General features: G+C 72.7%; 23 protein-coding genes and 1 pseudogene. 9 read left to right on the top strand and 15 right to left on the bottom strand.

The genetic code is table 11. From position 1 onward, the window contains the following. The first annotated feature begins 218 nt into the window (after positions 1–218). From HAV40_RS22080 to HAV40_RS22065, 4 genes are all read left to right on the top strand, one after another. Positions 219–1,889, top strand: a complete 1,671-nt coding sequence (locus tag HAV40_RS22080) for a stealth family protein (RefSeq protein WP_166384245.1) — start codon at positions 219–221, stop codon at positions 1,887–1,889. A gap of 2 nt (positions 1,890–1,891) precedes the next feature. Then, a complete protein-coding gene (locus HAV40_RS22075) occupies positions 1,892–3,886 on the top strand; it encodes a PIG-L family deacetylase (protein ID WP_166384244.1) in 1,995 nt (664 codons plus the stop codon). Further along, positions 3,883–4,485, top strand: a complete 603-nt coding sequence (locus tag HAV40_RS22070; protein WP_166384242.1) for a TIGR03086 family metal-binding protein — start codon at positions 3,883–3,885, stop codon at positions 4,483–4,485. Before HAV40_RS22075 ends, HAV40_RS22070 begins: the two co-directional genes overlap by 4 nt. A 75-nt stretch (positions 4,486–4,560) precedes the next feature. Next, positions 4,561–4,860: a hypothetical protein gene (locus tag HAV40_RS22065; protein WP_166384240.1), complete on the top strand. Its 300-nt coding sequence runs from the start codon at positions 4,561–4,563 to the stop codon at positions 4,858–4,860. 66 nt (positions 4,861–4,926) lie between these two features. On the opposite strand, the gene HAV40_RS22060 is transcribed toward HAV40_RS22065, so the two are convergent. Next, positions 4,927–5,934 carry an ArsR/SmtB family transcription factor gene (locus tag HAV40_RS22060; protein ID WP_166384574.1) on the bottom strand — a complete coding sequence of 336 codons (1,008 nt, stop codon included), beginning with the start codon at positions 5,932–5,934 and terminating at the stop codon, positions 4,927–4,929. Between the two features lie 61 nt (positions 5,935–5,995). On the opposite strand from HAV40_RS22060, the gene HAV40_RS22055 reads away from it, so the two are divergent. Both HAV40_RS22055 and HAV40_RS22050 read left to right on the top strand, forming a co-directional pair. After that, a complete protein-coding gene (locus tag HAV40_RS22055; RefSeq protein WP_203672127.1) occupies positions 5,996–7,279 on the top strand; it encodes an MFS transporter in 1,284 nt (427 codons plus the stop codon). Then, positions 7,266–9,746: a DEAD/DEAH box helicase gene (locus HAV40_RS22050; RefSeq protein WP_166384236.1), complete on the top strand. Its 2,481-nt coding sequence runs from the start codon at positions 7,266–7,268 to the stop codon at positions 9,744–9,746. The genes HAV40_RS22055 and HAV40_RS22050 overlap by 14 nt, the downstream gene beginning before the upstream one ends. A 154-nt stretch (positions 9,747–9,900) precedes the next feature. On the opposite strand, the gene HAV40_RS22045 is transcribed toward HAV40_RS22050, so the two are convergent. Continuing rightward, positions 9,901–11,130 (bottom strand): threonine/serine exporter family protein, encoded by a 1,230-nt coding sequence (locus tag HAV40_RS22045; protein WP_239087032.1) that lies wholly within the window; start codon positions 11,128–11,130, stop codon positions 9,901–9,903. A gap of 141 nt (positions 11,131–11,271) precedes the next feature. Between HAV40_RS22045 and HAV40_RS22040 the strand changes: the two genes are divergently transcribed. Then, the gene (locus tag HAV40_RS22040) at positions 11,272–11,511 is read left to right on the top strand and encodes a hypothetical protein (protein ID WP_166384232.1); all 240 of its coding nucleotides are present in this window, start codon (positions 11,272–11,274) and stop codon (positions 11,509–11,511) included. A 31-nt stretch (positions 11,512–11,542) separates the two neighbouring features. Here HAV40_RS22040 and HAV40_RS22035 read toward each other — a convergent pair whose 3' ends face one another. Next, positions 11,543–12,175 (bottom strand): alpha-ketoglutarate-dependent dioxygenase AlkB, encoded by a 633-nt coding sequence (locus HAV40_RS22035; protein ID WP_166384230.1) that lies wholly within the window; start codon positions 12,173–12,175, stop codon positions 11,543–11,545. Between the two features lie 222 nt (positions 12,176–12,397). Here HAV40_RS22035 and HAV40_RS22030 point away from each other — a divergent pair, with 222 nt between their 5' ends. Further along, positions 12,398–14,542 (top strand): protein kinase domain-containing protein, encoded by a 2,145-nt coding sequence (locus HAV40_RS22030; protein ID WP_166384228.1) that lies wholly within the window; start codon positions 12,398–12,400, stop codon positions 14,540–14,542. Between the two features lie 33 nt (positions 14,543–14,575). Here HAV40_RS22030 and mscL read toward each other — a convergent pair whose 3' ends face one another. From mscL to HAV40_RS21990, 8 genes and pseudogenes are all read right to left on the bottom strand, one after another. After that, positions 14,576–15,010 carry a large conductance mechanosensitive channel protein MscL gene (gene mscL / locus HAV40_RS22025; RefSeq protein ID WP_166384226.1) on the bottom strand — a complete coding sequence of 145 codons (435 nt, stop codon included), beginning with the start codon at positions 15,008–15,010 and terminating at the stop codon, positions 14,576–14,578. A gap of 55 nt (positions 15,011–15,065) precedes the next feature. After that, on the bottom strand, positions 15,066–16,094 hold the full coding sequence (locus HAV40_RS22020) for an NAD(P)/FAD-dependent oxidoreductase (protein WP_166384224.1): 1,029 nt from the start codon (positions 16,092–16,094) through the stop codon (positions 15,066–15,068). After that, positions 16,091–16,609, bottom strand: coding sequence for an isoprenylcysteine carboxyl methyltransferase family protein (locus HAV40_RS22015; RefSeq protein WP_239087025.1), 519 nt, complete (start codon positions 16,607–16,609; stop codon positions 16,091–16,093). Before HAV40_RS22015 ends, HAV40_RS22020 begins: the two co-directional genes overlap by 4 nt. Continuing rightward, positions 16,606–17,688 (bottom strand): type III polyketide synthase, encoded by a 1,083-nt coding sequence (locus HAV40_RS22010; protein WP_166384222.1) that lies wholly within the window; start codon positions 17,686–17,688, stop codon positions 16,606–16,608. The genes HAV40_RS22015 and HAV40_RS22010 overlap by 4 nt, the downstream gene beginning before the upstream one ends. 198 nt (positions 17,689–17,886) lie before the next feature. Then, positions 17,887–19,314 carry a ribosome biogenesis GTPase Der gene (gene der, locus HAV40_RS22005; RefSeq protein WP_166384220.1) on the bottom strand — a complete coding sequence of 476 codons (1,428 nt, stop codon included), beginning with the start codon at positions 19,312–19,314 and terminating at the stop codon, positions 17,887–17,889. A 76-nt stretch (positions 19,315–19,390) separates the two neighbouring features. Next, positions 19,391–20,059: a (d)CMP kinase gene (gene cmk / locus HAV40_RS22000; RefSeq protein WP_239087026.1), complete on the bottom strand. Its 669-nt coding sequence runs from the start codon at positions 20,057–20,059 to the stop codon at positions 19,391–19,393. 243 nt (positions 20,060–20,302) lie between these two features. Then, positions 20,303–20,876 (bottom strand): annotated as a pseudogene (locus HAV40_RS21995) (endonuclease V). 116 nt (positions 20,877–20,992) lie between these two features. Beyond that, the gene (locus HAV40_RS21990) at positions 20,993–21,535 is read right to left on the bottom strand and encodes an NUDIX hydrolase (protein ID WP_166384218.1); all 543 of its coding nucleotides are present in this window, start codon (positions 21,533–21,535) and stop codon (positions 20,993–20,995) included. A 216-nt stretch (positions 21,536–21,751) separates the two neighbouring features. Between HAV40_RS21990 and HAV40_RS21985 the strand changes: the two genes are divergently transcribed. Then, entirely contained in the window at positions 21,752–22,621 is an 870-nt protein-coding gene (locus HAV40_RS21985) for a hypothetical protein (RefSeq protein ID WP_166384216.1), read from the top strand. Positions 22,622–22,663: 42 nt separating this feature from the next. On the opposite strand, the gene HAV40_RS21980 is transcribed toward HAV40_RS21985, so the two are convergent. From HAV40_RS21980 to HAV40_RS21965, 4 genes are all read right to left on the bottom strand, one after another. Beyond that, entirely contained in the window at positions 22,664–23,437 is a 774-nt protein-coding gene (locus HAV40_RS21980) for a TIGR03089 family protein (protein WP_166384214.1), read from the bottom strand. Positions 23,438–23,631: 194 nt separating this feature from the next. Continuing rightward, on the bottom strand, positions 23,632–24,438 hold the full coding sequence (locus HAV40_RS21975) for a pseudouridine synthase (RefSeq protein ID WP_166384212.1): 807 nt from the start codon (positions 24,436–24,438) through the stop codon (positions 23,632–23,634). After that, on the bottom strand, positions 24,425–25,753 hold the full coding sequence (scpB, locus tag HAV40_RS39230; RefSeq protein ID WP_166384210.1) for an SMC-Scp complex subunit ScpB: 1,329 nt from the start codon (positions 25,751–25,753) through the stop codon (positions 24,425–24,427). Before scpB ends, HAV40_RS21975 begins: the two co-directional genes overlap by 14 nt. Next, positions 25,746–26,837, bottom strand: coding sequence for a segregation and condensation protein A (locus tag HAV40_RS21965; RefSeq protein WP_166384208.1), 1,092 nt, complete (start codon positions 26,835–26,837; stop codon positions 25,746–25,748). The genes scpB and HAV40_RS21965 overlap by 8 nt, the downstream gene beginning before the upstream one ends. Between the last annotated feature and the right edge of the window lie 39 nt (positions 26,838–26,876).

The following is a 26,876-nucleotide window of genomic DNA, read 5'->3' as shown; positions in this document are numbered from 1 at the left end:
CCTCCCACCACCCCGCCACCGGCCTGCGGCCGCCCCCGGACGGCGTTGACAAGGTGCCCTTGCGGTACGGATAGCGATGGGAAGGTGCCCTTCCTTGCCATAACTCACAGGAGATGTACAGGCAGGCGTGGCGGATCGGTGATCACGATCGTTATTACGGCGTGATCTTCCAGGTGCCCGGACGGTCGGCCGTGTTGGCCGCGATATCCCGCAGGTCGGTGGACCTGCTCCTGCCGCGTGTCAAACGGGCCGGCGGACCGGCGGAACGGTGGGCGCGCTCGGCCGTGCGCTGGCACCTGACCAGCCGTTACGACACCAGCGAGCTGCGGCTCGTGCCGGGCCTGCACGGGCCGGTGCTGGCCCGTCCGCTGGCCGAGGCGACGCCCTTGGAGGCGCGGCGGCTCAACCTGGAGACGGTGCTGACGGTGCTGCGCGACGCGGGGGTGGACCACTTCTGCGTACGCGGCTACGACGACAAGGCGTCCGCGGTCGCCATCGGCTCGGGTGGGCGCAAGCAGGCGTGGGCGGCGCTGCGGCGCGAGGCGCTGCGGCGGCCGCTGTTCGTGGCCGCGGTGACCGAGCAGGGTGTGCAGAAGCCGATGCCCGCCACGTCGCACCACGCCTGGCGCACGCTGCACGGGCAGCGGGTGATCCGGCTGATCCAGTACGTCTGCGACCCGTCGGGCAACCTGCTGCTGGGTGAGGCGCACGGCTGTGACCTGGAGGTGTGGTCGCGTACCCCGCAGGGCCCGCTGCACGCGCCCCGGCCCAACCGGGTCGCCGACCGGGTCGCCGCCACCGGCCCGGCACGCACCCTCGACGAGTCCGCGTTCACCCGGATGACCTCGGCGTACGTGCCCGGCCAGCCGCAGCGCCCGACCCGGGCGGAGTTCGCGGGCACCCTGCTCGACGACATCACGTTCCCGGTCGACGTGGTCTACACCTGGGTCGACGACAGCGACCCGGCCTGGCAGGCCCGCCGTGACGCGGCGCTGGCCAGCGCGGACCGGCCGATGACGGCGCAGGCGGCGGGGGTGTCCCGGTTCGCCAACCACGACGAGCTGCGCTACTCGATGCGCTCGCTGCACCTGTACGCGCCGTGGGTGCGCCGGATCTGGCTGGTCACCGACGACCAGGTGCCGTCGTGGCTGGACGTGAGCCACGACCGGGTGCGGCTGGTCAGCCACAAGGAGCTGTTCGGCGACCACGGCCGCCTGCCGACGTTCAACTCGCACGCGATCGAGAGCCGGTTGCACCACCTGGACGGGCTCTCCGAGCAGTTCGTCTACTTCAACGACGACGTCTTCGTCGGCCGTCCGGTGAACACGCTGAAGTTCTTCCAGCCCAACGGGCTGTCCAAGCTGTTCCCGTCGCGCGGCAAGGTCGATCCGGGCCCGGCCGACGCCGCCGATCTCGCGCCGACGGTGGCGGGCAAGAACAACCGGGCGCTGATCGCCCGCGACTTCGGGCGGCACCTGACCTACAAGATGAAGCACGTGCCGCACGCGCTGCGCCGCGACGTGCTCGCCGAGATGTCCGACCGGTACGCCGAGGAGCTGGAGCGCACCGCGGGCAACCGGTTCCGGGACCCGACCGACGTCTCGCTGGTGTCCTCGGCGTACCACTACTACGCGCTGGCCACGGGCCGGGCCGCCATCGACCGGATCACCAGCACGTATGTGAGCCTGGCCGCGCCGGACACGAAACGTCAGCTGGCCCGGCTGCTGGCCGCCCGCAGCCACGACGTGTTCTGCGTCAACGACGAGGACGGCACGCCCGGGCAGCGCCAGTCGCGGCACGAGCTGCTGCGCGACTTCCTGACGGCCTACTACCCGGTCGCCGCGCCGTGGGAGCTGACCGCGCCGAACGGCGCGCGACAGGACGGTTGACCTTGCACCGTCGCACGGCACTGTCCGCCCTGCTGCTGACCGGCGGCGGGGTGATCGGGCTGGGCCTGACCCGGCCGTGGGAGCGGGTCTGGTCGGCGGCCGCGCCGCCGCGGCAGGCCGCGTTCCTCAACATCTGCGCGCACCCCGACGACGACCTGTACTTCCTCAACCCGGACGTGATGCAGGCCCTGGACCGCGGCAACGCGGTGACCAGCGTCTACCTGACCGCCGGGGAGGCCAACGGGGTCAACGCGCCGCTGGGTGACGGCCGCAGACCCGCGGCCGACTTCGAGGGGTACGCCGCGGCGCGCCAGTACGGGATCCGGTCGGCGTACGCGGCGATGGCGACCGGGAACCGGGACAGCGCCTGGCGACGGGAGGTCCGCCAGGTCGGCGGCGCGGTGTACGAGACCGCCACGCTGGCCGCCGCCCCGCACGTGACGCTGGGGTTCCTGAACCTGCGCGCGCCGCTGGACGGGCCGGGGTCGAACCGGCTGGAGTGGCTGTGGGACGGCCGCCGCGAGGCGCAGCCCTACCTGCGGCCCACCGACAGCCCGCTGGCCGCGGCCGGGGAGCTGACCCGCGCGCAGGTGCTGGCGATCCTGGCCTCGCTGCTGGACACGGCCGAGCCGACGGTGGTGCGCACCCTCGATCCCACGCCGGAGCACCTGAAGTACGCCGAGGGGCACGTCGACTACTCCGATCACACCGATCATCTCTACGCGGCCTGGTTCGCGTACGAGGCGGTGCGCCGCCACCGGCGGGCCGGTGCCGCCGTGCAGGTGCAGAGCTATCGGGGCTACTTCAACAAGTACTGGCCGCGCAACCTGAGCCCGGCGGTGTACGAACGCAAGTTCTCCTATCTGGACGTCTACGGCTGGGCCGACGAGCACCCGTGCGCGGTGCCGTACGGGTGCGGCGACCTGCAGGTGGGCACCCGCTCGCGGGCCAAGCGCTACGGCCGCAGCCAGACCCACCGGCACCCGGGCGGCACGGACTGGCTGATCCCGTACGGCGACGGGCTGGCCGCGTTCGCGGTGTTCGGCGGGACGGCGCTGATGTGGCGGCGCGGCGCGGACCCCGGTTCGTGGACCGCACCGGAGGCGATCGGCGGTGAGAACCTGCTCCCGCACCTGTGCGCGGTGTCCACGCCGGACGGCCGGACACACCTGTTCGGCGTACGCCAGGATCTGTCCGCGAGCGGCCCGCGCCTGGCCGTCGTGCACGGCGAGCAGGCCGCACCGGGCGGGTCGTTCACCTGGGCGGAGGTCGGCAATCCGGATGCGGGGGGCGACCCGGCGCGGGGCCGGGAGGTGGGTATGCCGGTCGCGGTGGCCCACCCCGACGGGGGCCTGAGCGTGTTCGCGCGTGACTTCGACCGGGACGCCGCGACGCGTACCCGGACCGCCGACGGGCGCTGGGGTCCGTGGATGCGGCTGGGCGGCAACGGCATCCGTGACGCGCTGGTCGCGGTGGCGGCCGGGCCGCGCACCGCGCTGTACGCGGTCACCAACGACCAGCTGCTGTGCTGGCGGCGCGACACCCCGGCGGGCCGGTTCGGCCAGCCGGAGGAGCTGATGCGCGGGGTGATGGACGGCGCGCTGTCGGCGGCCCGCACCGCCGCCGGGGCGGACGGGCCGGTGCTGGCCGGGCACGCCGACGGCGCGACGCTGACCGTGGTGCAGGCCGGTGTCTGCACGACGGTGCCCGCGGGCGGGGGTTCGGGCGCGTTCGCCGGGCTGTTCCGCGACGGCCGCCTGCGGCTGCTGCGCCGCGACGACACGGGCCGGGTGGGCATCACCGCCGCGCACCCGATCGGCGCGACCGCGGCGTGGCCCGCGTCGGGGGCGCTGTTCACGGGCGCGCCCGCGGTGGCCGTGGACCCTCGCGGTCGGGCGTACGCGGCGGCCGTCGGCGCGGACGGGCACCTGTGGACGTGTGCCCTGGACGGGGCCGAGGCCCGCTGGCAGGCCGCGCCCGCGCCGGTGCCGGCATGAACGTCACAGCGGCCGGGCAGGATCAGGGCATGGACGGTTATCTCACCCTGGACGACCCGACCGCCGCCTACGACACGATCGTGGACGAGGTCGGCGGGCTCATGGCCACGGTCACCCCGCAGCGGATGGACGACCCGACGCCGTGTGCGGACTGGACGGTCCGGCAGCTGCTGCGCCACCTGGCTTTCATCAACGACCGGTACGCCACGCTCGCCGAGGGCGGTCCGCTGCTGGAGGAGCATCCTGACTACGCCGACCCGGTGGCCGCGTTCGGCGAGCACGCGGTGCGGGCGCGGGCCGCGTTCCGGCGGCCGGGTTACCTGGCCGAGGTCGGGCCGACGCCGATCGGGCCGCAGCCGGGCGAGGTCACCGTGCAGCACGTCGTCAACGAGCTGACCACGCACGGCTGGGACCTGGCCCGCGCGCTCGGCGCGGACACCGACGTCGCCCCGGACCTGGCCCGCCGCGTGCGCGCGAGCTGGGCGTCCTACCTGGACGGGCAGCCCCGCGACGGCGGGCCGTTCGGGCCGGAGCTGCCCGCCCCGGCGGGCGCGACCGAGGCCGACCGGCTGGCGGCATACCTGGGCCGGGCAGCCTGACCTTCGTTACCGGCCGGTACGCCAAGAATGTCCATTCTGCCGCAGCGGCCGCCGCCGCTCTTCTAGCGTGGTGCCGTGGGTGTCAGCAAGGTGCTGAGGCCCGGCCCGAGGAGGCACGGCAGCATGGTGAAGAACAACCGACCCGAACGCGACCCGCGCGCAGCACAGCACGAGGACGCCCAGCACGTGGGCGGCCAGCAGGGTCACGCGGCCGGTGGCATGAACGCGCATTCCATGAACCACGCCGAGGGCGAGCATGAACATGCGGCTCCCACGGCGACGATGCCGCAGAAGAAGGACCAGGCGGGCAGCACGCCCACCTCGATGAAGGCCAAGAAGGGCAACCAGCCCAAGCACAACCAGCCGAAGCGGTAGTCCCTTGCCGGGGGTGGCGGGCCGCGTCGCGGTCCGCCACCCCCGTGTCGGCCGGTGCTCATCGCGTCACCGGCTCGATCGCGTCGCGGCCAGGGCGTCGCCCAGCGGGGTGCGTTCGTAGCGGACCGACCGGCCGGTCCGGACGCGGGTGACCAGGCCGGTGTCGCGCAGCACGGCCAGGTGACCGCCCACCGCGCCGAGGCTCAGGCCGAGCTGGCGCACCAGCTGCGTGGTCGTCGCGGGCACCGCCAGGGCCCGCAGCACGTCGGCCCGGTGCGGGCCCAGCAACCGGCCCAGGCACTGCCCGGCCACCTCGGCCGGCGGCGGCCCGATCAGGTCCGCGATCCCCCGTGCCGGATACACCAGGGCGTACGGCCACGGCGGCTCCACGTAAGTGATCATCGAGCCGAACACCGTCGGCATCAGCAGCAGCCCTTGGCCGCCCAGGCGGTGCCGCTCCCACGTGGTGCGCGAGCCGGTCCGCACCTCGATCGTCCCGGCGACGCCCTCCGAACGCCAGCTCACCCGAGCATCGAGATCGGACAGCGCGGCGGCCCAGCCGTACATCGCCAGGTGCCCGGCGCGGCGGACCAGGTCGCGCTCCAGCACGGTGCGCACCCGCGCCCAGTCGGGTGCGACCAGCGCGTGCCAGGCCGCTTCGATCGCGTCGGCGAGCCGGTCGACCACGTCCGGGGCGTCCAGGATCTGCTGCACGTAGCGCGGCGGCGGGCGCAGCCCGGCCAGGTTGCGGGCCAGCTCCGCGCGGGCCTGGGGCAGCGGCGTCGCGCGCACCGCGGCCAGCTCGGCGGTGAAGTCGCCGCCCGGACCGGACGGCGGCGGGTGGATGAAGTCGGCGTTGTAGCCGCCGCGCCGCATCAGCGCCGTCAGCGCCCCGACCGCGGGCACGTCGGCGCGTAGGCGCTGGTAGAGCGGGGCGATGCGCTCGGCCCAGGGGCGCAGCGCCCCGGCCGGCTGCGCGCCGGACGCCACCCGGAGCGCCTGCATCGTCTCGCCGAGCGGCGAGATCGCGTAGCGGGTGTGCGCCACGTCGACCGGGCCCACTTCGATGGCCAGCATGTTTCGCCTCCACGCGAAAGCTTAGCCAGGCCGGGCGGGGGCCGTGATGCTGGCGGGCATGACCGTCACCGCCGCGCCCCCGCAGGCCACCTACCGCGAGGTCTTCGCCGTACGCCAGTTCCGGGTGCTGTTCACCGGCTACACGCTGTTCCTGATCGGCGAGACGGTACGCATGCTCGCGCTGTCGGTGCTCGTGTACGCCGGAACGGGATCGGCGCTGCTGTCGGCGCTGGCGTACGTGTCGGGCTTCCTGCCGTACGCGCTCGGCGGGACGCTGCTGCTGGCGTACGCCGACCGGTGGCCGCCCCGCGCCGTGATGGTCGGCTACGACCTGCTGCGGGCCGTCGTCGGGGTGGTGCTGGCGATCGGGGTGCTGCCCGCCCCGGCCATGCTGGCGCTGGTGTTCGTCACCGGCATACCGAGCGCCGTCGCCGCGTCGGCGCGCACCGCGCTGCTGCCCGACCTGCTCGACGGCGACCGGTACGTGCTGGGCCGGGCCGCGTTCGGCATGGCCGCGGGCGGCACGCAGGTGCTGGGCTTCGCCGTCGGCGGGGTCCTGATCGCGGCCGTCGACGCGGCCGGGGCGATGTGGATCACCGTGGTGACGTGTCTGCTGTCCGCCGCGCTGATCCGGTTCCGGCTGGACGATCATCCGAGCCGGGGCGGGACCGGTGGCACGGGTGTCGCCGCGACCTGGCGGGTCAACCGGAGCCTGCTGGCCCGGCCCGAGGTCCGGTCGCTGCTGCTGGCGCAGTGGCTGCCGCCGTCGCTGATGGTCGGGGCGGAGGGCGTGCTCGTCCCGTACGCCGTCGAGGCGGGCCTGCCGGACGCGGCCGGGCTGCTGTTCACCGCCGTCGCGGCGGGCATGCTCGCGGGCAACCTGGTCGTCGGGCGGCTGCTCGCCCCCGAGCGCCGGGAACGGCTGGCCGCGCCGCTCGCGCTGCTGCTCGGTGCGCCGCTGCTCGGCTTCGCGCTGTTGCCCGGACCGGTGACCGCCTCGGCGCTGCTGGCGGTGTCCGGCTTCGGCATCGCGTACCAGCTGGGGTTGGCCCGCAGGTTCCTCGACGCGGTCCCGGAGGCGACCCGCGGCCAGGCGTTCGGCCTGGCCCTGACCGGCACCATGACCCTGCAGGGCCTGTCCGCCGCCGTCGGCGGCGCCCTGGGCGAGGTCCTGCCTCCCACCGCCGTGATCGCCCTGTGCGGCGCGGCCTCCCTGATCGCCGCCCTCGCGCTGCGCCGCACCCTCACTGCCCGCAGGTGGGATGCGCCACGCTCCGCGGGCACGGCAGCCGGGCTGCGGGCGGGCGACGTGAGACAATTTCCGGACCATGACGCTCACTGATCACCTCCCCCGCGACACCGATCCCGACTCCCTCTTCGACGCCTTCTCCGGCTGGGTGGCCGAACAGGGCATCTCGCTGTATCCGGCGCAGCAGGACGCGCTGATCGAGATCGTCTCCGGGGCGAACCTGATCCTGAGCACGCCGACCGGCTCCGGTAAGAGCCTGGTCGCGCTCGGCGCGCACTTCGCCGCGATGGCCGACAACCGGCGCACCTTCTACACCGCCCCGACCAAGGCGCTGGTCTCGGAGAAGTTCTTCGCGCTGTGCGCCGCGTTCGGCCCGGACAACGTCGGCATGATGACCGGCGACGCCGCCGTCAACCCGGACGCGCCGATCATCTGCTGCACCGCGGAGATCCTGGCCAACCTGGCCCTGCGCGACGGCGCGGACGCCGACGTCGGCCAGGTCGTCATGGACGAGTTCCACTTCTACGCCGAGCCCGACCGGGGCTGGGCCTGGCAGGTGCCGATCATCGAACTGCCCGACGCGCAGTTCGTGCTGATGTCGGCCACGCTGGGCGACGTCACCCGGTTCGTCGACGACCTGTCGCGGCGCACCGGCCGACCCACCGCCGTGGTCAGCTCCGGCGAGCGGCCCGTCCCGCTGATCCACTCGTACGTCACCACGCCGCTGCACGAGACCATCGAGGAGCTGCTGTCCACCAAGCAGGCCCCGGTGTACATCGTGCACTTCACCCAGGCCGCGGCCCTGGAGCAGGCCAGCGCGCTGATGAGCATCAACATGAGCACCCGCGCGGAGAAGGACGCCATCGCCGAGCTGATCGGCACGTTCCGGTTCACGGCGGGCTTCGGCAAGACGCTGTCGCGGCTGGTCCGGCACGGCATCGGCGTACACCACGCGGGCATGCTGCCCAAGTACCGCCGCCTGGTCGAGCAGCTCGCCCAGGCCGGGCTACTCAAGGTCATCTGCGGCACGGACACCCTGGGCGTCGGCATCAACCTGCCCATCCGCACGGTGCTGTTCACCGGCCTGAACAAGTTCGACGGGCAGCGGATGCGGCTGCTCAAGGCGCGCGAGTTCCACCAGATCGCGGGGCGCGCGGGGCGGGCCGGCTACGACACGCTCGGCACGGTCATCGTGCAGGCCCCCGAGCACGTGGTCGAGAACGAGAAGGCCGTCGCGAAGGCCGCCGGTGACCCGAAGAAGATGAAGAAGCTGGTGCGCAAGAAGCCGCCGGAGGGTTTCGTCGGCTGGGCGCAGCCCACCTTCGAGCGTCTGGTCTCCGCCGAGCCCGAGCCGCTGACGTCCAGCTTCAACGTCAGCCACGCGATGGTGCTCAACGTCATCGAGCGCGGCGGCAACGCGTTCGCCAACATGCGCCACCTGCTCACCGACAACCACGAGACGCCGACGGCCCGCCGCAGGCACATCCGCCGCGCCGTCATGATCTACCGGGCGCTGCGCACCGCGGGCATCGTCGAGCAGGACGGCGACGGCCGCATCCGGGTCACCGACGTGCTGCAGCTCGGCTTCGCGCTCAACCAGCCGCTGTCGCCGTTCGCCGTGGCCGCGATCGAGCTGCTCGGCAGGGACGACCCCGGCTACGCCATGGACGTCGTGTCGATCATCGAGGCGGTGCTGGAGGACCCCCGGCAGATCCTGTACGCGCAGCAGGACCGGGCCAAGGGCGAGGCCGTGGCGCAGATGAAGGCCGACGGCATCGAGTACGAGGAGCGCATGGCGCTGCTCGAGAACGTGACCTGGCCCAAGCCGCTCGAGGAGCTGCTGGAGGTCGCGTTCGAGTCCTACCGCAAGGGCCACCCGTGGGTCGACGACCAGCGGCTGTCCCCGAAGTCCGTGGTCCGGGACATGTTCGAGCAGGGCATGACCTTCACCGAGTACGTCAGCTTCTACGGCCTGACCCGCTCCGAGGGCCTGGTCCTGCGCTACCTCGCCGACGCGTACCGCACGCTGCGCCAGACCGTGCCCGAGGACAGCAAGACCGAGGAGCTGCACGACGTCATCGAGTGGCTGGGCGAGCTGGTCCGCCAGGTCGACTCCAGCCTGCTCGACGAATGGGAGCAGCTGAGCAACCCCGGCGACGCTCCCGTCGAGGCCGCGCCGCCCGCGGTCACCCGCAACGTGCGCGCGTTCCGGGTCCAGGTGCGCAACGCCCTGTTCCGCCGCGTCGAGCTGGCCGCCCGCAGGCGCTGGGAGGCGCTCGGCGAGCTGGACGCCGCCGACGGCTGGGACAGCGCCGCGTGGCGCGAGGCACTGGAGCCGTACTTCGAGCTGTACGACGAGATCGGGATCGGGCCGGACGCCCGCGGCCCCGCCCGGATCATCATCGAGCAGGGCAAGGACGTCTGGAAGGTACGCCAGATCCTGGACGACCCGGACGGCCACCACGACTGGGGCATCAGTGCGGAGGTCGATCTGGCCGCCTCCGATGAGCAGGGCCAGGCCGTCGTCACGATCACGGACGTCGGGCAGCTCGGCGGCTGACCACTCCCACGACTCGCCCCGTGCGCGGCACGTCCGCGACCCGCTTTTGCATAGACACTGGCCTATTACATCGAGTTTGATCTCGTCTGAGTCGATGTAATAGGCCAGCGTCTATGACAAACGGGGTCGGGCCGCACCCGTCGAGCGGGGTGGGTCAGGTGGAGCGGGAGGTCAGGAGGCGGGAGGTGGCGGTGACGTTGGAGAGGAGGCTGGAGCCGACGAGGACGCCGAGGGAGACGGCGACGACGGTCAGGAAGGCTGTGACCAGGTTCGAGCGGCCGGTGTCGGAGAGTTCGACCAGGCCCGTGACGCCGGTGACGCCGACGAGGCTGAGCGCGCCGGGGACCAGCAGCCAGAACGAGGGCAGGAAGACGACCTGGGCGGGCGGGCCGTGCAGGCGCTGCACCGCGTTGGCCAGCGGCACGATCAGCAGGCCGCCCGCGAAGGCCGCGAACAGGCCGCCGGCCCACAGCCCGGCGAGAAACTGTCCGGCGTACGCGATGACGAGCGTGACCAGCAGCCACGGCAGCGACCGGGGCGGCGCGGAGCTGTTGAGGTAGATGCCGACGCCGAAGACCAGCACCCCGACCCACGGCGCCCATACGCCCAGCGGCTCGGTCTCGGGCAGGCCCTGGGCGGGCCCGGCGATCTGCATCCCGGCGTAGATGCCGAAGGTCAGCAGGAGCAGCACGTACACGCTGGACACCAGGCGGCTCGCGCCGCTGATGATGGACCGGGTGACCATCTCCTGCGCGCCGAGCGTCAGCGCCGCCCCGGGCAGGAACGTGGCCAGCGGCGGGATCAGCAGGCTGGCCGGGTCGGCCCCCAGCTCGGGGCTGTACCGGTAGGCCAGCACCGTGACCAGCATCGCGGCGGCCACCGGCAGCGCCAACGACAGCACCTGCACCCGGTCGGCCAGCAGCCGCAGCACCCCGACCAGCAGCCCGAGCAGGGCGAGGCTGATCAGGGCCCGGCCGTCGCGGACGAACAGCAGGCCGATACCGACCGTCAGCACGCCGTGGCCGAACACGGTGACGAGCGCGTTGAAGCGCGGCGGCGCGTCGATGATGTCCTGCACCCGCTCGATGCCCTCGGCGGGCGGGATGGGATGGGCTTTGACCTGCTCGAACAGCGTGTACAGCCGGGCCACCTGGTCCAGGCGCAGCGGCGGGCCGTCGGCGTTGGCGAAGTCGACGGTGACCCCGCCCTCGCTGCCCGCCCGGACGAACACCCCCGTCGGCACGACCAGGAACTCGACGTCGCCGACCCCGTACGCGTCCGCGAGCGCGACCAGCTCCTCCGGGATGCGGTTGGCCGTCTCCCCGGCCAGGCACAGGGCGACCCCGCATTCACGAAGGAACGCGAGCAGATTGTCCGGCGGCATGGTCACCGCCGCAGTATGGATCACTCCACCGCCCCGCAGAAGCCCCGTCGCGCCCCCTGGGACGGGTTCGGGTCCGGGTGGCTCGCGTGTCGGCGTGGTGGAAGCGGCCTGTGCGGGTGGCCGGAAGCCGACAATGAACGCATGGGTGACGAGAATGCGATGCGGCGTGAGCTGGAGCAGGTCGACGCGATGATCGCCGAGTTGCGGGGTCAGGCGCGGCAGATCCGCGAGGAGGTCGGCAACCGCGAGGACGGGCCGGTCGATCCGGGCGACACGGCACTGCTGATCAGCAGTGCGGAGGAACAGGAGGCGCTGATCGAGGTGCTGGAGGACCGGCGCGGCAAGCTTCGCGAACGCCTCGGCATGGGCACGCAGGGCTGAACCCCCGCCCGCCGGGGTGACGGCTGGCGGGTCAGGCCACGTTCACCGGGCGGAACTGGACGCTGACCCGCGGCCCGACGTGGCGGGCCGTCTTCGGGACGCAGTGCTCCCAGGTGCGCTGGCAGGAGCCGCCCATCACGATCAGGTCGCCGTGGCCGAGCGGGAAGCGGATGCTGGACTCGCCGCCGCCGCGCGGGCGCAGCAGCAGGGGCCGGGGCTCGCCGAAGGACACGATGGCGACCATGGTGTCGGTGTGCGAGCCACGGCCGATGGTGTCGCCGTGCCAGGCCACGCTGTCGCGGCCGTCGCGGTAGAGGCACATGCCCGCCGAGACGAACGGCTCGCCCAGTTCGGCGGCGTAGTGCTCGTTCAGGGCGGTGCGGGCCTCGGTCAGCGCCGGGTGCGGCAGCGTCTCGTCGGGGCCGTACCAGCGCAGCAGCCGGGGCACGTCGACTTCGCGCTCGTACATCTCGCGCCGTTCGGCGCGCCAGTCGACCTGTTCCAGCAGCGCGCCGAGCACGTCTTCGGAGCCGTGCACCCAGCCGGGCAGGTGGTCGACCCAGGCACCGCGGGCCAGCGGGTGCCGGGTGACCGCCCCGGCCAGCGGGCCCAGGGTCGCCCGCTCATCAAGATCAAAGATCGACGGTTGGTGTACGTGCGCCATGACCAGGGATTCTATACCCGCTTCGAACACGGGTACCAATCCACGGGATTCGCTACCCTGGCTGGTCGGCCGACGGGACGGCAGGGCATGATGACTCCCGAAGCTCTCCCAGACGGCAAATCCGATCACGACTGTTGTATGTGGTGTCGAACCGCCCGCCGAGGATCGACGGCGATAGTATGCCGCGCGGGAACGTAACTGGGAGCCGACTTAAGGGGTCGTATGAGGCCGCTGGGAACCACCGACCCGCACTCCGTAGCAACGTACCGGCTGGTCGGCGTACTCGGCGGCGGCGGCATGGGCCGCGTCTACCTCGGACAGTCGCCGAGCGGCCGGTACGTGGCCATCAAGGTGATCCGCCCCGAGCTGGCGGCCGACCCGATGTTCCGGCGCCGGTTCAGCCGCGAGGTGGCGGCCGCGCGCCTGGTGAACCCGCTGTTCACCGCCGCGGTGGTGGACGCCGACACCGAGACCGAGTCGCCCTGGCTGGCCACCACGTACATCGAGGGGCCGAGTGTGGAGCAGCGGGTGCGCTCCAGCGGCCCGCTGTCGGTCACCGCCGTGCTCACCCTGGCCACCGGCCTGGCCGAGGCGCTGGCCTCGATCCACCGGGCGGGCCTGGTGCACCGTGACCTGAAACCGGCCAACATCCTGCTCGACGACACCGGCCCGCACATCATCGACTTCGGCATCGCGCTGGCCAACGACGCCGAACGGATGACCACCGGCGTCAACGTCGGCACCCCGTCGTACATGGCCCCCGAGCGCATCCAGGGCGAGGACGCCGGTTCGCCGGGCGACATCTTCTCCCTGGGCGCGACGCTGTTCTTCGCCGCCACCGGCCGCACCCTGATCAACGGCGGCAGCATGTTCGAGCAGATCAACCAGGTCACCCAGGGCCGGTTCGACCTGGCCGCGCTGCCGGTGCAGCTGCGCCCCTTCGTGGTGCGCTGCATCAGCCTGCGCCCGCAGGACCGGCCCACCGCCAAGGAACTGTCCCGCATCCTCATCGGCACGGGGGTGTCGACGCCGACGCCCGGCTGGTTCCAGCCGCTGATCGCGCTGCCCAGCGGCGAGCAGCCGCCGGTCCTGGAGCAGCCCGCGCCGACCTGGGGCACCCCGAAGGTCTGGCAGCGGCGGCCGGTGGTGGCGGGCGCCGTGCTCGGCGTGCTCGGCCTGGCCGCGGGCGGCGCGTGGGCGGTCACCCGCGGCGGCACGGGCACCCCGGCCGGCCCGGACCCGACCGGTCCGGCATCGGCGTCGCCGACCGGCCCGCTGCGGCCGGGTGCGCTGCGCTGGCGGGCCAACTCGGGCATGGCACCCGGACCGCTGCGCCGCGTGGTGACCGACGGCGGGCGGCTGATCGGCACCGACGGGCCGCGCGTGTTCGCCACCGACCCGCCCGGTCCGGGCCAGAACCAGGCCTGGAGCGTACGGATCGACGCCGAGCCGGTCGCCGTGCGCGACTGGGGACCGGCCGTGCTGGTCAGTGTGGACAGCCGGCTGTGGCGGGTGCAGAACGAGACCGGCAACGTGGAGTTCTCCGCCGTCGACGCGGGCGGGACGGTGGCCGACGTCGCGCTCGCCCCCGACCGGGCCTTCGTCGGGCTGCCCGACTCGGTACGCGCGTTCAACCGGGTCGGCGCCTCCGTGTGGCGGCAGGACGTGATCGAATCACCGCTGGTCGCCGACATGTCGTGGCTGGTCACCCGCCAGGAGCGCAACGGCACGGTGTGGATCACGCTGCGCGAGGCGGCGACCGGCAAGCAGAAGTGGCAGGTGACGCACAAGCTCGCGCCGCCGCCACAGGACGGCGGCCGGGGCGGGCCCGGCGGACCCGGTGGCGGACCGGGTGGGCCCGGCGGCCCGGACGGCGGGCCGCCGGAGGACGCCTGGGAGGCCGTCGAGGCCCGGCTGGGCACCACGCACCTGCTGCTGCGCGAGGGCGGCGACGTGCGGGTGATCCGCCTGTCCGACGGTACGACCCGGTGGAGCAAGCCCTGGCAGAAGCCGGTGACCAGTGTCGAACTGATCGGCGACACGGTGCTGATGGCCGCGGACCGCATCTACGGGTTCCGCACCGACACGGGCGTGGAACGCTGGAGCATCCAGGCGCGCGGCGGCCGGCTGGCCCCCGCGCAGGACGGCAGGCTGTGCTACGTGGTGGCCCAGCAGAGCATCGCCGCGGTCGAACCGGCGACCGGCCGCAACCTGTGGTCCGAGCCGCTGCCCACCGACGCGCGGGAGGAGAACGTCAGCGGGTTCGTGGTGCGGCATCCGACCGCGTACGTGCTGCTGCGTCCGCCGCCGTTCGACAACCCCGACATGCCGGACGTGCTCGCGCTCTCTCTGCTCACCGGACCGTGAGGGCGGGCGGCGGTGCGCCGCCCGCCTGCTGACTCAGCGCTCGGCGGGCTGGTCGCCGTCCTGGCGGACGGCCTGCGCGGGCACCCGGGCCGCGACCAGCGCGTCACGGATCTCGGTGAGCAGCCGGATGTCCTCGGTCACCGGCTTGGGCTCGGGCTCGACGCCCCGGTTGCGCCGCTCGGCGAGTTTGTTCATGGGCAGCACGACGAGGAAGTACAGCACCGCGGCGGTGAGCGCGAATGTGATCGCCGCGTTGAGGAACGCGCCCCAGGCGATGACGCTGTCGTCACCGATCCTCCACTCGCCGCCGACCTTGTCGCCGCCCGCGCCGACCAGGTTGATCACGGGTTTGAGGAACGAGTCCGTGAACGAGGTGACCAGGCCGGTGAAGGCCGCGCCGATGACCACACCGACCGCGAGGTCGATGACGTTGCCGCGCATGATGAAGTTTCTGAAGCCGCTTAGCATGTCCCACACCGTATCCGAGAGTCCGGCGCGACCCCCGGCGGCGACACGGTGACGCCTATCCCGCCAGCACGTTGACCGCGCCGCGGAACAGCGGCGGGACAGCGACGCACAGCGGCACCACCGCGCCGCGCACCGGCCGGGCCGAGGTCGCCAGCACCAGGGCGCGGGTGAGCAGGCGGTAGGTGCGGGTACGCCGCCGCCACTGCGTCTCGTATCCGGCGAGGTCGCCGCTGACCAGCGCGGACACCGCCGCCTCGGCCTGGTTCAGGGCGAGGCTGACCCCCTCGCCGGTGAGCGCGTCCTCGTAGCCCGCCGCGTCGCCGACCAGCAGCACCCGGCCCCGCACCCGCGCGGCGACCGTACGGCGCAGCGGCCCCGCACCGCGCACCGGACCGGCGGGCGCGTCGCCGAGCCGCTGTCTGAGCTCGGGGAACCCGTCGAGCAGCGTCTCGTAGCCCAGCCCGGAGCGGCGGTGCAGGATCGCGACCCCGACCAGGCCGGGCGCGACCGGGGTCACGTAGGCCTCGGCGTGCGGCGACCACCACACCTCGACCAGGTCCGACCAGGGCGCGACGGGATAGTGCCGCCGCTGCCCGAAACGGGCCGGGGCACCGGCCGCCGACGCGATGCCGGCCTCCCGGCGTACCCGCGAGTGCAGGCCGTCGGCGCCGACCAGCCAGCGGGCGCGTACGCCCGCCGCTTCGACGCCGTGGGCGTCCTGCCGCAGGTCGGCGACGCGGCCGGTGATCCACGCGATCCCGGCCTGTGCGGCGCGTTCGCGCAACGCGGCCTGCAGGGTGGTGCGGCGCACGCCGCGGCCCGGTCCGGCCGCGAAGCGGGCGTGGGCGCAGCGCCGCCCGGCGCGATAGGCGATGCCGTGCAGCGGCACCCCGGCCGGGTCGACGCCCAGGGCCAGCAGCCTGGCCAGCCCGCCGGGCATCAGGCCCTCGCCGCAGGCCTTGTCGATGGGGTCGGCGCGCGGCTCGACGACCGCCACCGACATCCCGGCTTGCCGCGCCAGCAGGGCCGTCGCCAGCCCCGCCGGGCCACCCCCGGCGACCAGCAGGTCGGCGTCGAAGCTCACGCCGTGGCCTCGGCCAGCGCGGCGTCCTCCACCCGGATGCGCACGGCCAGCAGGACGAAGTTGAGCAGGGTGAAGGTGAGCGCGGTCAGCCACGCGGAGTGCACCAGCGGCAGCGCGAAGCCCTCGACGACGACGGCCAGATAGTTGGGGTGCTTGAGCCAGCGGTAGGGCCCGCGGTCCACCAGCGGCAGCCCCGGCACCACGATGACCAGGGTGTTCCACCGCCTGCCCAGGGTCGTCACGCACCACCAGCGCAGGGCCTGGCTCGCGGCGACGAGGGCCAGCATGGTCCAGCCGAGCACGGGCAGGAACGGCCGGTCCAGCAGCCACACCTCGGCCAGGCAGCCGACCAGCAGGGCCGTGTGCAGCGCCACCATGTACGGGTAGTGCCCGCGCCCGAACTCGCGGCCCCCGCTGGCCAGCGCCCAGGCCGCGTGGCGCTTGGACACCACCAGCTCCACCAGGCGTTCGGCGGCCACCGCCACGATCAGCAGCGTGTACGCGAGCACGCTCACCACCCCAGCAGAACGAGTTCGGAGCAGAACCCCGGCCCCATGGCGATCATGAGTCCGGGCTGGTCTTCGCGGGGCGGGGCGGCCATCGCCTCGTGCAGCACGTCCAGCACCGACACCGACGACAGGTTGCCGCGCCCGGCCAGCGACCGGCGCGTCGGCTGCAGCGCCTCGGGCGGCAGGTCGAGGATCTTCTCGATGGTGTCGATGACCTTCGGCCCGCCGGGATGGCAGATCCACGTGGCCACGTCGGTCTCGTCGACGTCGTGATCGGCCAGGAATCCGCGCACGTCGCCGCCGAGGAAACGCTCGGCGATCGGGGCGACCTCGTTGGACAGCACGATCTGGAAGCCGGTGGACCCGATGCGCCAGCCCATCACCTGCTCGGTGTCGGGGTAGAGGCGGCTGCGGGTGGCCAGCACGCGCGGCCGTCCCGGCTGCGCGGTGGCGCGCTGCCCGCCGACCATCACGACCGCGGCCGCGCCGTCGCCGAACAGGCTGGAGGCGACCAGGTTGGCCGGTGTGGTGTCCTGCTGCTGCACGGTCAGCGAGCACAGCTCCACCGCGAGCAGCACCGCCACCTGGTCGGGAAAGGAGCGCAGGTAGTCGTGCAGCCGGGCCACGCCCGCCGCGCCCGCCACGCAGCCCAGCCCGAACAGCGGCAGCCGCTTCACGTCCGGGCGCAGGCCGACCCGTGCCGCCAGGCGCGCGTCCAGAGACGGCACGGCCAGGCCGGTGACGCTGGTGGTCGCGATGAGATCGACCTCGTCGGGGCGCACCCCGGCCGCGTCCAGCGCCTCGCGCAGCGCGGCCTCGCCCAGTTCCTGGGCCACCTCGATGAACGCGTCGTTGGCCTCGGTGAACCCGCTGAGCTTGGCGTACCGGTCCAGGGGCAGCGCCAGGTTGCGGGTCTGCACGCCGGTGGTCCGGCCGAAACGGGCGAACACCTCACGCCCGGGATGCTCGCCGGGCAGGCACATCGCGGTGAACTCGGCGACGATCTCCTCCTGGCGGTAGCGGTGCGCCGGAAAGGCCAGCCGCACCGCCGACACCTGCGGCGCCGACTCATCGATGTGAATCATGTACTGACAGTACCGTCCGCAGCTCCCCTTGCCCACGAACGCCGCGTCGCCCAAGAGGGCACATCGGAGGGTGCGCCCCTCCTGGGCCGTGCTACCGCCTGCGGGCCGCTTACGGACGATGATCGCTGTTTCGGGTCAGAACCTGCGGTCTAACCCGAGGTTTTGACACGAAACAGCGATCATCGAAGGTGATACGGGTCAGCCGTGGGTCTTGCCGCGGCCGCCGGGGCCCTTTTCCTTGCGGGGCTTCACGGCGATGTCGATGGGGCTGCCTTCGAAGCCGAACTCTTCGCGGAGTTTGCGCTCGACGAAGCGGACGTAGCCGGGGTCCAGCGGCTGCGTCGTGAACAGCACGAACTTCGGCGGCGAGATGCTGGGCTGGGTGGCGAACAGGATGCGCGGGGCACGGCCACCACGCACCGGGTGCGGGGTCGCCTGCACCAGCGCGGTCAGCCACTGGTTGAGCTGGCCGGTCGGGATGCGCTTCTCCCAGCTGACCAGGGCCTGGCGCAGCGCGGGGGCGAGCTTCTCGACGGCACGGCCGGTCAGCGCGGAGATGTTGACGCGCAGCGCCCACGGGATCCGCTTGAGCTCCCGGTCGATCTCCTTGTCCAGGTAGTGCCGCCGGTCGGCGTCGACCAGGTCCCACTTGTTGAAGGCGAGCACCACGCCGCGGCCGGCCTCGGACACCATCGACAGCAGGCGCTGGTCCTGCTCGCTGATGACCTCGCTGGAGTCCAGCAGCACGACGGTGACCTCGGAGGTCTCGATCGCGGCGGCGGTGCGCAGCGAGGCGAAGTACTCCGTGCCGCTGGCCTTGCCGACGCGCTTGCGCAGGCCCGCGGTGTCGACGAACTGCCAGGTCTCGCCGCCGATGACGACCAGGGAGTCGACCGGGTCGACGGTGGTGCCGGCGACGGAGTCGACGACCGAGCGCTCCTCCCGGGCGAGCCGGTTGAGCAGGCTGGACTTGCCGACGTTGGGGCGGCCGACCAGGGCCACGCGGCGCGGGCCGCGCGGGCCGGGCACGTGGTCCTCCAGCGGGGCCTGCTTCGGGAACGCGGCGAGCACCGCGTCGAGCAGGTCACCCGAGCCGCGGCCGTGCAGCGCCGACACGGGCCAGGGCTGGCCCAGGCCGAGCGACCACAGCGCGTGGACCTCGTACTCCATGTTCTGGTTGTCGGCCTTGTTGGCGACCAGCAGCACCGGCTTGGAGCTGCGGCGCAGCATCTTCACCGCGGCGGCGTCCTCGTCGGTCGCGCCGATGGACGAGTCGACCACGAACAGCACCACGTCGGCGGCGGCGATGGCGGCCTCGGCCTGCGCGGCGATGGCCGCGGCGCGGTCCTTGGCGTCGGGCTCCCAGCCGCCGGTGTCCACGACGGTGAACTTGCGCCCGGCCCAGTTGGCGTCGTATGCCACCCGGTCCCGGGTCACGCCGGGGATGTCCTCGACCACCGCCTGGCGGCGGCCGATGATGCGGTTGACGAGGGTCGACTTGCCCACGTTCGGGCGGCCCACCACCGCCAGGACCGGCTGCGGGGTGACGACGTGCGTCGCCGGAGGTGCCTCCGGCGTCGGCTGCTCGACGACCTCCAGCTCGCTCCACTCAGTGTTGCTGCTCATGCCGGTTCCTCGCTTCGCTCACAACCGTCATGAGCAGCCATGAGCACTGCGCCCATGATTCGCTCGCTGCGCTCGTTCATGCTGCCTTCCTTGTTGTCAGCAGGCGGTACAGCTCGCTGACAACCTCATCGATGCCCAGCTCGGTCGAGTCCAGCACCACCGCGTCGGCGGCCTGCTGCAACGGGTTGACCTTGCGGGTGGAATCCAGGTGATCGCGACGGGCCAGGTCGGCCTCGGTCGCAGCGTGGTCGCCGGCGGTCTCGGCGCTGCGGCGGCGCGCCCGCTCGGCGGAGGAGGCGGTCAGGAAGACCTTGAGGTCGGCGTCGGGCGCGACGACGGTGCCGATGTCGCGGCCCTCGACGACGATCCGGTCCGACTCCTCGATGATCGCGCGCTGGCGGGCGGTGAGCACCTGCCGGACGAACGGCACCGCGGACACGGCGGACACGGCCGCGGTGACCTCGCCGCCGCGGATCGGGGCGTCCACGTTCTCGCCGTTGACGCTGATCGAGGGGTGCTCGGGGTCGGTCATGATGAGCAGCTCGCAGTCGACGGCCACCTTGGCGATACCGTCGGGGTCGGTGAGGTCCACCCCGGCCTGCAGCACGGCCCAGGTCAGCGCCCGGTACATCGCGCCGGTGTCGAGGTAGCGTGCGTCCAGGCGGCGTGCCAGCCGGCGCGACACCGTCGACTTGCCCGAGCCCGAAGGCCCGTCCACCGCGACCACGCAGCGCAGTTCAGCCACGACACATCCTCCGCCCCTAGGTTTGATGCTCCCATTCTGCCCGGTCCGTCCGGACGCCGATCAGGCAGAGGGCCTCCAGGCGGTGCAGAACACGTCCCGGCGGCCCCGACCGCCCCTCGCGTCACACGGTGAGCTGCCCGAACACGGCCCGCCCAGCAGCCCCGACGTGCTCGGCGGCACCCTTGCCGGTGACGATGGACTCACTCATGTCGGGCACCCGGTGAGCCGCGTCACCCACTGCCGTCAGCGGGTCGCCGGCAATCCGCCGAGCAGCCGCCGGGAGATCTGATCGGCCTGCCTGGTCGTCTCGGGCAGCCGGAACCGCGGCGACAGCGTCAGGGTCAGCGCGGTGGCCGTGTCCAGGTCGACGCGGTGCCCGACGGAGACGAAGACCGGTTTCACCTTCGGCTGGGTGCGCAGCACCCGCCCCAGCACGTCGCCGTCCTCGGTCAGCGGGGACCAGTCGCCCCGGACCGGCCCCGGTGCGGCGAACGCGGCCGTGAACGGCGTCTTGGCCACCCCGAAACGCGGGCAGCCCGGTGAGCACGCCCAGGTGGCAGGCCAGCCCGAACCGGCGCGGGTGGGCCACCCCGTAGCCGTCGCAGACCAGCACGTCGGGGGTGACCGTCAGCCGCTCCAGCGCGTCTGCCAGCAGCGGAAGCTCCCGGAACGCCAGCAGGCCCGGCACGTACGGGAAGGCCACCGCCCCGGTCGCGGTCGCCGTCTCGACGACGGTCAGCGTCGCCAGGTCGAGCACCACGACGGCGGCGACGGCCCGGCCGGTCTCCCCGTCGTACGACACGTCCAGCCCGGCCACGGTCCGTACGGTGAACGGCCCGCCCGGCTCGACCCGCTCCCGCAACGCGAGCTGCTGGCGCAGCGCCTCGGCCTCGTCGGCGGGCCACGGCTCGTGCGGCACCCTCATCGCGGGGCTCAGCCGAGCCGGGCCATGGCGTTGCGCACCACGCGTGCGGTGTCCGCGCCCAGCGGGCTCGGCAGCGCGTCCGGGGCGAACCAGCCGAGCTCGTGGGACTCCTCGCTGACCTGCGCCACCGCGTCCGCCGGCGCGTACACCAGGAAGATCACGTCGTAGTGCCGGTTGGGCTCGCCCGCGCAGTTCACGTGGTGCACGTCGACGTCCACCGGCACCGGGTCCACGACCAGCCCCGCGATGCCGCTCTCCTCGGTGGCCTCGCGCAGGGCCGCCGCGGCGAGGTCGCCGTCCTCGGGCTCCAGGTGGCCGCCGAGCTGGCACCAGATGTCGTGCCTGCCGTGCAGGCAGAGCAGGATGCGGGAGCGGTCGTGCGAGACGATGACCGCGCTGGCGGTGACGTGGCCGTCGGGATGCGGCTTGGCCATGACCTCGGGCCCGTGCTCCAGCAGGGTTAGCGTCTGGGCGAGGTCGGCCTCCGCGTCGGCGGGCGGCTGCCACCCGGTCAGCAGGCGTACGGCATCGGCGTGCAGGGTCTGCGTCACCCGGCCGATGCTAGTGCCCGGTGCGCGCGGTACGGCGCAGGCCGGTGACGGCTCAGCCGATCGGGCTTCCACCAGCACGAACGGGGCTCACATAACCCCAGGTCAGAAACAATCTTGAGAACAAGTGCCAGCAATTCGGGCTAAATCAGCCCCACCCTGGGAGAAATCTAACAGCACCCCCTTTTACCTGGGCTTATGCCTTCTTAATATCGGCCAATGCCCCCGCATACCCCCCGTGATCAGCAACACCTTCGTTCCGATCGCACCGCCGACTCCCCCGCCACCGGCCGGCACCGTCGCGACGACGTCTGGCAGGCCCGTCACCGCCGCCCGCGGGCCGGGGCGCGCCGCCTGCTCGCGCCCGTACTCACGACCGCGGCACTCGCCGGAGTCGGCGTGGTGGCGATCCTGTCCGGCAACGCCCGGCCGGTCGTCGTCGAACCGCCGACCGCCTCCGGGCTGCTGCCCGGCAACGTGGCCTCCCCCGCCATGCTCGCCGCCAGCGACGTGACCAGCAGCGCCCTGCTGCACCGCATGCCGCAGCTGCGGGCCGCCAAGCCCAGCGCGCCCGTGGTCAAGCCGAAACCCAAACCGAAACCCCAACCGAAGCCGAAGCCGAAGCCGAAACCCAAGCCGGTGGTACGGGTCGTGCAGCTGGTCGCCGGCATGGACCGCCAGCAGATGGACAACGCCGCCGCGATCGTCAAGAAGGCGCAGTCCATGGGCCTGACCAAGTGGGCGATGATCGTCGGCGTGGCCACCGCCATGCAGGAGAGCCGCCTCTACAACGTGGCCAGCCACGTCGTGCCCGAGTCGCTGAACTACCCGCACCAGGGCACCGGTTCCGACCACGACTCCATCGGCCTGTTCCAGCAGCGCGCCAGCGGCAGCTGGGGCTCCGTCGAGGAGATCATGCAGCCGCAGTACGCGGCGGGCGCGTTCTTCCGGCGCCTCGTGCAGATCGACGACTGGGAGGACATGTCGCTGACCCGCGCCGCCCAGTCCGTGCAGATCTCGGCGTTCCCCGACGCGTACGCCAAGCACGAGGACAACGCCACGCTGATCGTCAACGCGCTGCTGAACTGAGTGCCGCGTCGCGGCGGCTCACCCGGCCGCCGCGACGGCCGCTCAGATGACGCGGGTGATGCCCTCGGCGGCGATCCGGGCGTCGAGGTTCGCGCGGTCCAGGTTGGCGCACAGCACCACGGACGCCCCCGCCGCCAGCGGCGTCAGCAGCCACATCACGGGCTGCTCGTGCTTGGCCACGTCGACCAGCAGCTTGTCGCCCGCACGCAGGCCGAGCTGGTCGGCGACCCCCTGCGCCAGCCCGCCCCACTGCCGGTAGGTGGTGCCGTCGGGGCTCGCGGCGTCCGCGCTGCCGATCCCGCCGTACGCGGGCAGGTGCGCCGGGTGGCGTCCGGCGTCGGCGACGAAGTCCCGGTAGCCGTCCGGCACCGCGTCGAGCGGCGCGCCACCCGGGGCGAGGCCGAGCACGTAGCGGTGCCGCGCCTCGGGCACCTGCTCCAGCCAGCTGTCCATCCGCTTACGGCTGACGAACAGCACGTCGAGCGGGTCGTTCTCGCCCACCCCGACCGGCGCGAGACCCGCGGTCGCCCACGGGCGGAAGGAGACGGCCGCCCCGATCGACCACGCGCCCAGCAGCACCGCGGCGGTCTGCCAGTGCGGCGGGAGCAGCACCGCCACCCGCGAGCCGGTGTCCAGGCCGCAGTCCTGCCGCAGCAGCCCGGCCGTCTGCGCGGCCAGCCCGCCGAGCTCGGCGGCGGACAGTTCGGTGCGCTCGCCGGTGGCGTCGTCGCAGTAGGTCAGCAGCGGACGATCAACTCCGGCCACCGCGTTCCCACCGAGCAGGGCGGGCAGGTCGGTGACGGTCGTCGGCTGCATCGAGCGGCTCCCAGCGGTAAACGGTCAACGGTCCCGCCCACCCTACCCACCGACCCTCAGCCCCTGCCCCACCCCGGCGCGCGCCGCGCCAACGACCCGTTTTGCATAGACGTTGGCCTATCTGGATCACTTTTTGCGGATCGAACTCATCCAGATAGGCCAACGTCTATTGACGGCGCGGGGCGGAGCGGCGGTCAGTCCTCGAAGACCTCGGGGGCCTCGCGGATGACGTCCTCCTGGGCCGCGGCGCGGTTCTTCCGATCGGTGATCTTGAACAGGGCGGCGATCTCGCCCGCGTTGAGGCGGCGGTGGCGGCCCGCCTTCAGGTCACCGAGCTTGATCGGGCCGATCGCGGTACGCACCAGACGCTGCACCGGGAAGCCGACGTGGTCGAACATGCGCCGCACGATGCGGTTGCGGCCCTCGTGCAGCACGACCTCGATCAGCGCCTGCTTGTCGATCGCCTGCTTGAGGCGGTAGTCGTCCAGCCGCGCGAGCCCGTCCTCCAGCTCCACCCCGGCCATCAGCTCACGGCCGACCACCCGCGGCAGCGGGCCCACGACCTCGACCAGGTACGTCTTGGGCACCTCGTACGACGGGTGCATCAGCTTGTGGGCCAGGTTGCCGTCGTTGGTGAGCAGCAGCAGGCCCTCGGAGTCGGCGTCGAGCCGGCCCACGTGGTAAACCCGGGCCGTGATGTTGCCGATGTAGTCGGCGACCGCCTCGCGGCCCTTGTCGTCGGCCATCGTCGAGACCACGCCACGCGGCTTGTTCATGGCCAGGTAGACCAGGTTCGCGTCGGTGACGATGCGCTGGCCGTCGACGTGGATGACGTCGACGAGCGGGTCGGCCTTGTCGCCCAGCTTGGCGACCTTGCCGTTGACGGTGACCCGCCGCGCGGCGATCAGGTCCTCGCTGGCCCGGCGGGAGGCGACCCCGGCCTGGGCCATGACCTTCTGCAGCCTCTCAGCGCCCTCAGTGCGTACTTCAGCGCTGCTCATCAGCGATCTCCTCGACGTTGTCAGGTAGGAACGGGGCCAGCGGCGGGAGCTGGCCGACGGAATCGAGGCCCAGCTTCTCCAGGAACAGGCTGGTGGTGCGGTAGAGGAAGGCGCCCGACTCGGGCTCGGTGCCGCACTCCTCGATCATGCCCCGGGTGACCAGGGTACGGATGACGCCGTCGCAGTTGACGCCCCGGATAGCGGAAATCCGCGAACGCGTCACCGGCTGCTTGTACGCGACCACCGCCAGGGTCTCCAGGGAGGCCTGGGTGAGCCGCAACTGCTGCCCGTCCAGCACGAACCGCTCCACGTACGGGGCGAACTCGGCACGGGTGTAGAGCCGCCAGCCACCGGCGGCGCGGCGCAGGTCGAAACCGCGGTTCTGCCGGGTGTAGGAGGCCGACAGGTCGATCAGCGTGCCCGCGATCAGCTCGGCGGGCACGTCCAGCACCTCGGCGAGGGTCAGCTCGCTGACCGGCTCGTCGACGACCAGCAGGATCGCTTCGAGGGTCGGCACGAGGTCGGCTTCGGCCAGGCCGGGGGGCGGGGTCGCGAGCTTCGATCCGGCGTACGCGACGGCGGCCTCGCCGCTGTCGTCCGCCCCGTCGACGTCGAACGCCCGAGCGGCCGCCGAGCCGTCCAGGCCCAGCGCCTCGGCGAGATCCTCGACCACCGCGATCTCGGCGACGTCCTCGGCCTCGTCCGCAGCCTCGTCCTCGGCGACCGGCCCGCCGTGCGCGGCAGGCACCGGCACGACCACGACATCCGCCACGGCCAGGTCCACCGCCTGGTCCAGCGTCAGCTCCTCGACCGGGGCCTCAGCTTCTCTGGATGCAGGTTCGCCGGCCAGAGCCTCGCTGAAGGCAGGTTCGCCGGCCACAGCCTCGCTGAAGGCAGGTTCGCCGGCGTCGGGTTCGCCGGCGTCGGGTTCGCCGGCGTCGGGTTCGCCGGCGTCGGGTTCGCCGGCGTCGGGTTCGCCGGCGTCGGGTTCGCTGGCGTCGGGTTGGGCGGCGTGCGGGTCCTCAGCGTCCGGCTCGTCGGCTGCGGGCGCATACGTTTCCAAGCCGTCCGCGTCCAGGGGTCCGGCCAGGTCGTCAGGTCCGCAGTCGAGCGGGCTGTCGGCAGCCGGTGACTCCTCCGCCGGGCCAGCGTCCAGCGAGCGCTCCGCGTCCGGGTCTGCCTCCGCGATGGGAAGGTGCCCTTCCTCGACGGAATCCGTCAGGAAGGAGCCCTTGCCCTCTTCGGGGGCGGGGGTACGGGCCCAGGGGGGAACCCAGGATGCGGCCTGTTGTTCCAGGGACTCGTTGTCAGTCATCGTCGTCTGCTCCCCCACCCTTGCCCGGCTGGCCCACCGAGATCTCGGCTTCGTCGGCCGTCTGCTGCGTACCCGGCTCGGCCGGGTCCTCATCCCGCTCGTCGGCAAGATCTCCGTCGTCAGGATCCTCGTCGTCAGAGTCATCGTCGTCGTCGAGGTCGTCGTCAAGGTCGTCGTCGTCGAGGTCGCCGTCGGGTGCGGCGCTGTCGGGGACCTCGGCGGCCAGGGCCTGCTTGGCCTCGTCGTCGCCGTCGTAGTCGTCGACCGCGAGGTCGCCCGCGGCCGTCTCGCCACCGGTCCAGTGCACGGTCAGTTCACCCAGCGCCAGCTCCTGATCGAAGCCGACCAGTCCCTCGCGATACAGCTCCAGCAGGGCGAGGAAGCGGGCGACCACCTCCAGGGTGTTCTCGCAGTCCTCGGTGAGCAGGCTGAACGTCGCGCTGCCGAGTTCGAACAGGCGGTTGCGCAGCATCTCGGCGTGCTCACGGACGCTGACCCGGACCTGGTGGATGTGCGCGACGGAGACCAGCGGCGGGGCGGCCTTGGGCGTGAACGCCTTGAGCGCCAGCTTGGCCAGCCGGTCCACCCCGATGCCCACGATCAGGTCGGGCAGCGCCTGGGCGTACCGCTCCTCCAGCGCGACCGACCGAGGCCAGCGGCGTCCGCCGGTGGTCTCCAGGTCGGCGATGAACGCGGCCGCCTGCTTGAACGCGCGGTACTGCAGCAGCCGGGCGAACAGCAGGTCGCGGGCCTCCAGCAGGGCGAGGTCCTCCTCGTTCTCGACCTGGGCGGCGGGCAGCAGCCGGGCGGCCTTCAGGTCGAGCAGGGTGGCCGCGATGACCAGGAACTCGCTGGCCTCGTCGAGGTCCCATTCCTTGCCCATGGCGCGGATGTGGGCGATGAAGTCGTCGGTCACCCGGTGCAGCGCGACCTCGGTGACGTCGAGTTTGTGCTTGCCGATGAGCTGCAGCAGCAGGTCGAACGGGCCCTCGAAGTTGGTGAGCCGCACGGTGAAGCGGCCTGAACCGGCAGGTTCAGCCGACTGCTCTCCGGCCGGGTCGGCCGTCACCACGGGATCGCTCACGTCGCCAGTATCCCAGCAGCTCAGTTCACCGGCGCACGC

The organism is Catellatospora methionotrophica (genome assembly GCF_011297335.1).
GTDB classification, from domain to species: domain Bacteria; phylum Actinomycetota; class Actinomycetes; order Mycobacteriales; family Micromonosporaceae; genus Catellatospora; species Catellatospora methionotrophica.
This window is presented reverse-complemented; position numbering and strand designations above follow the sequence as displayed.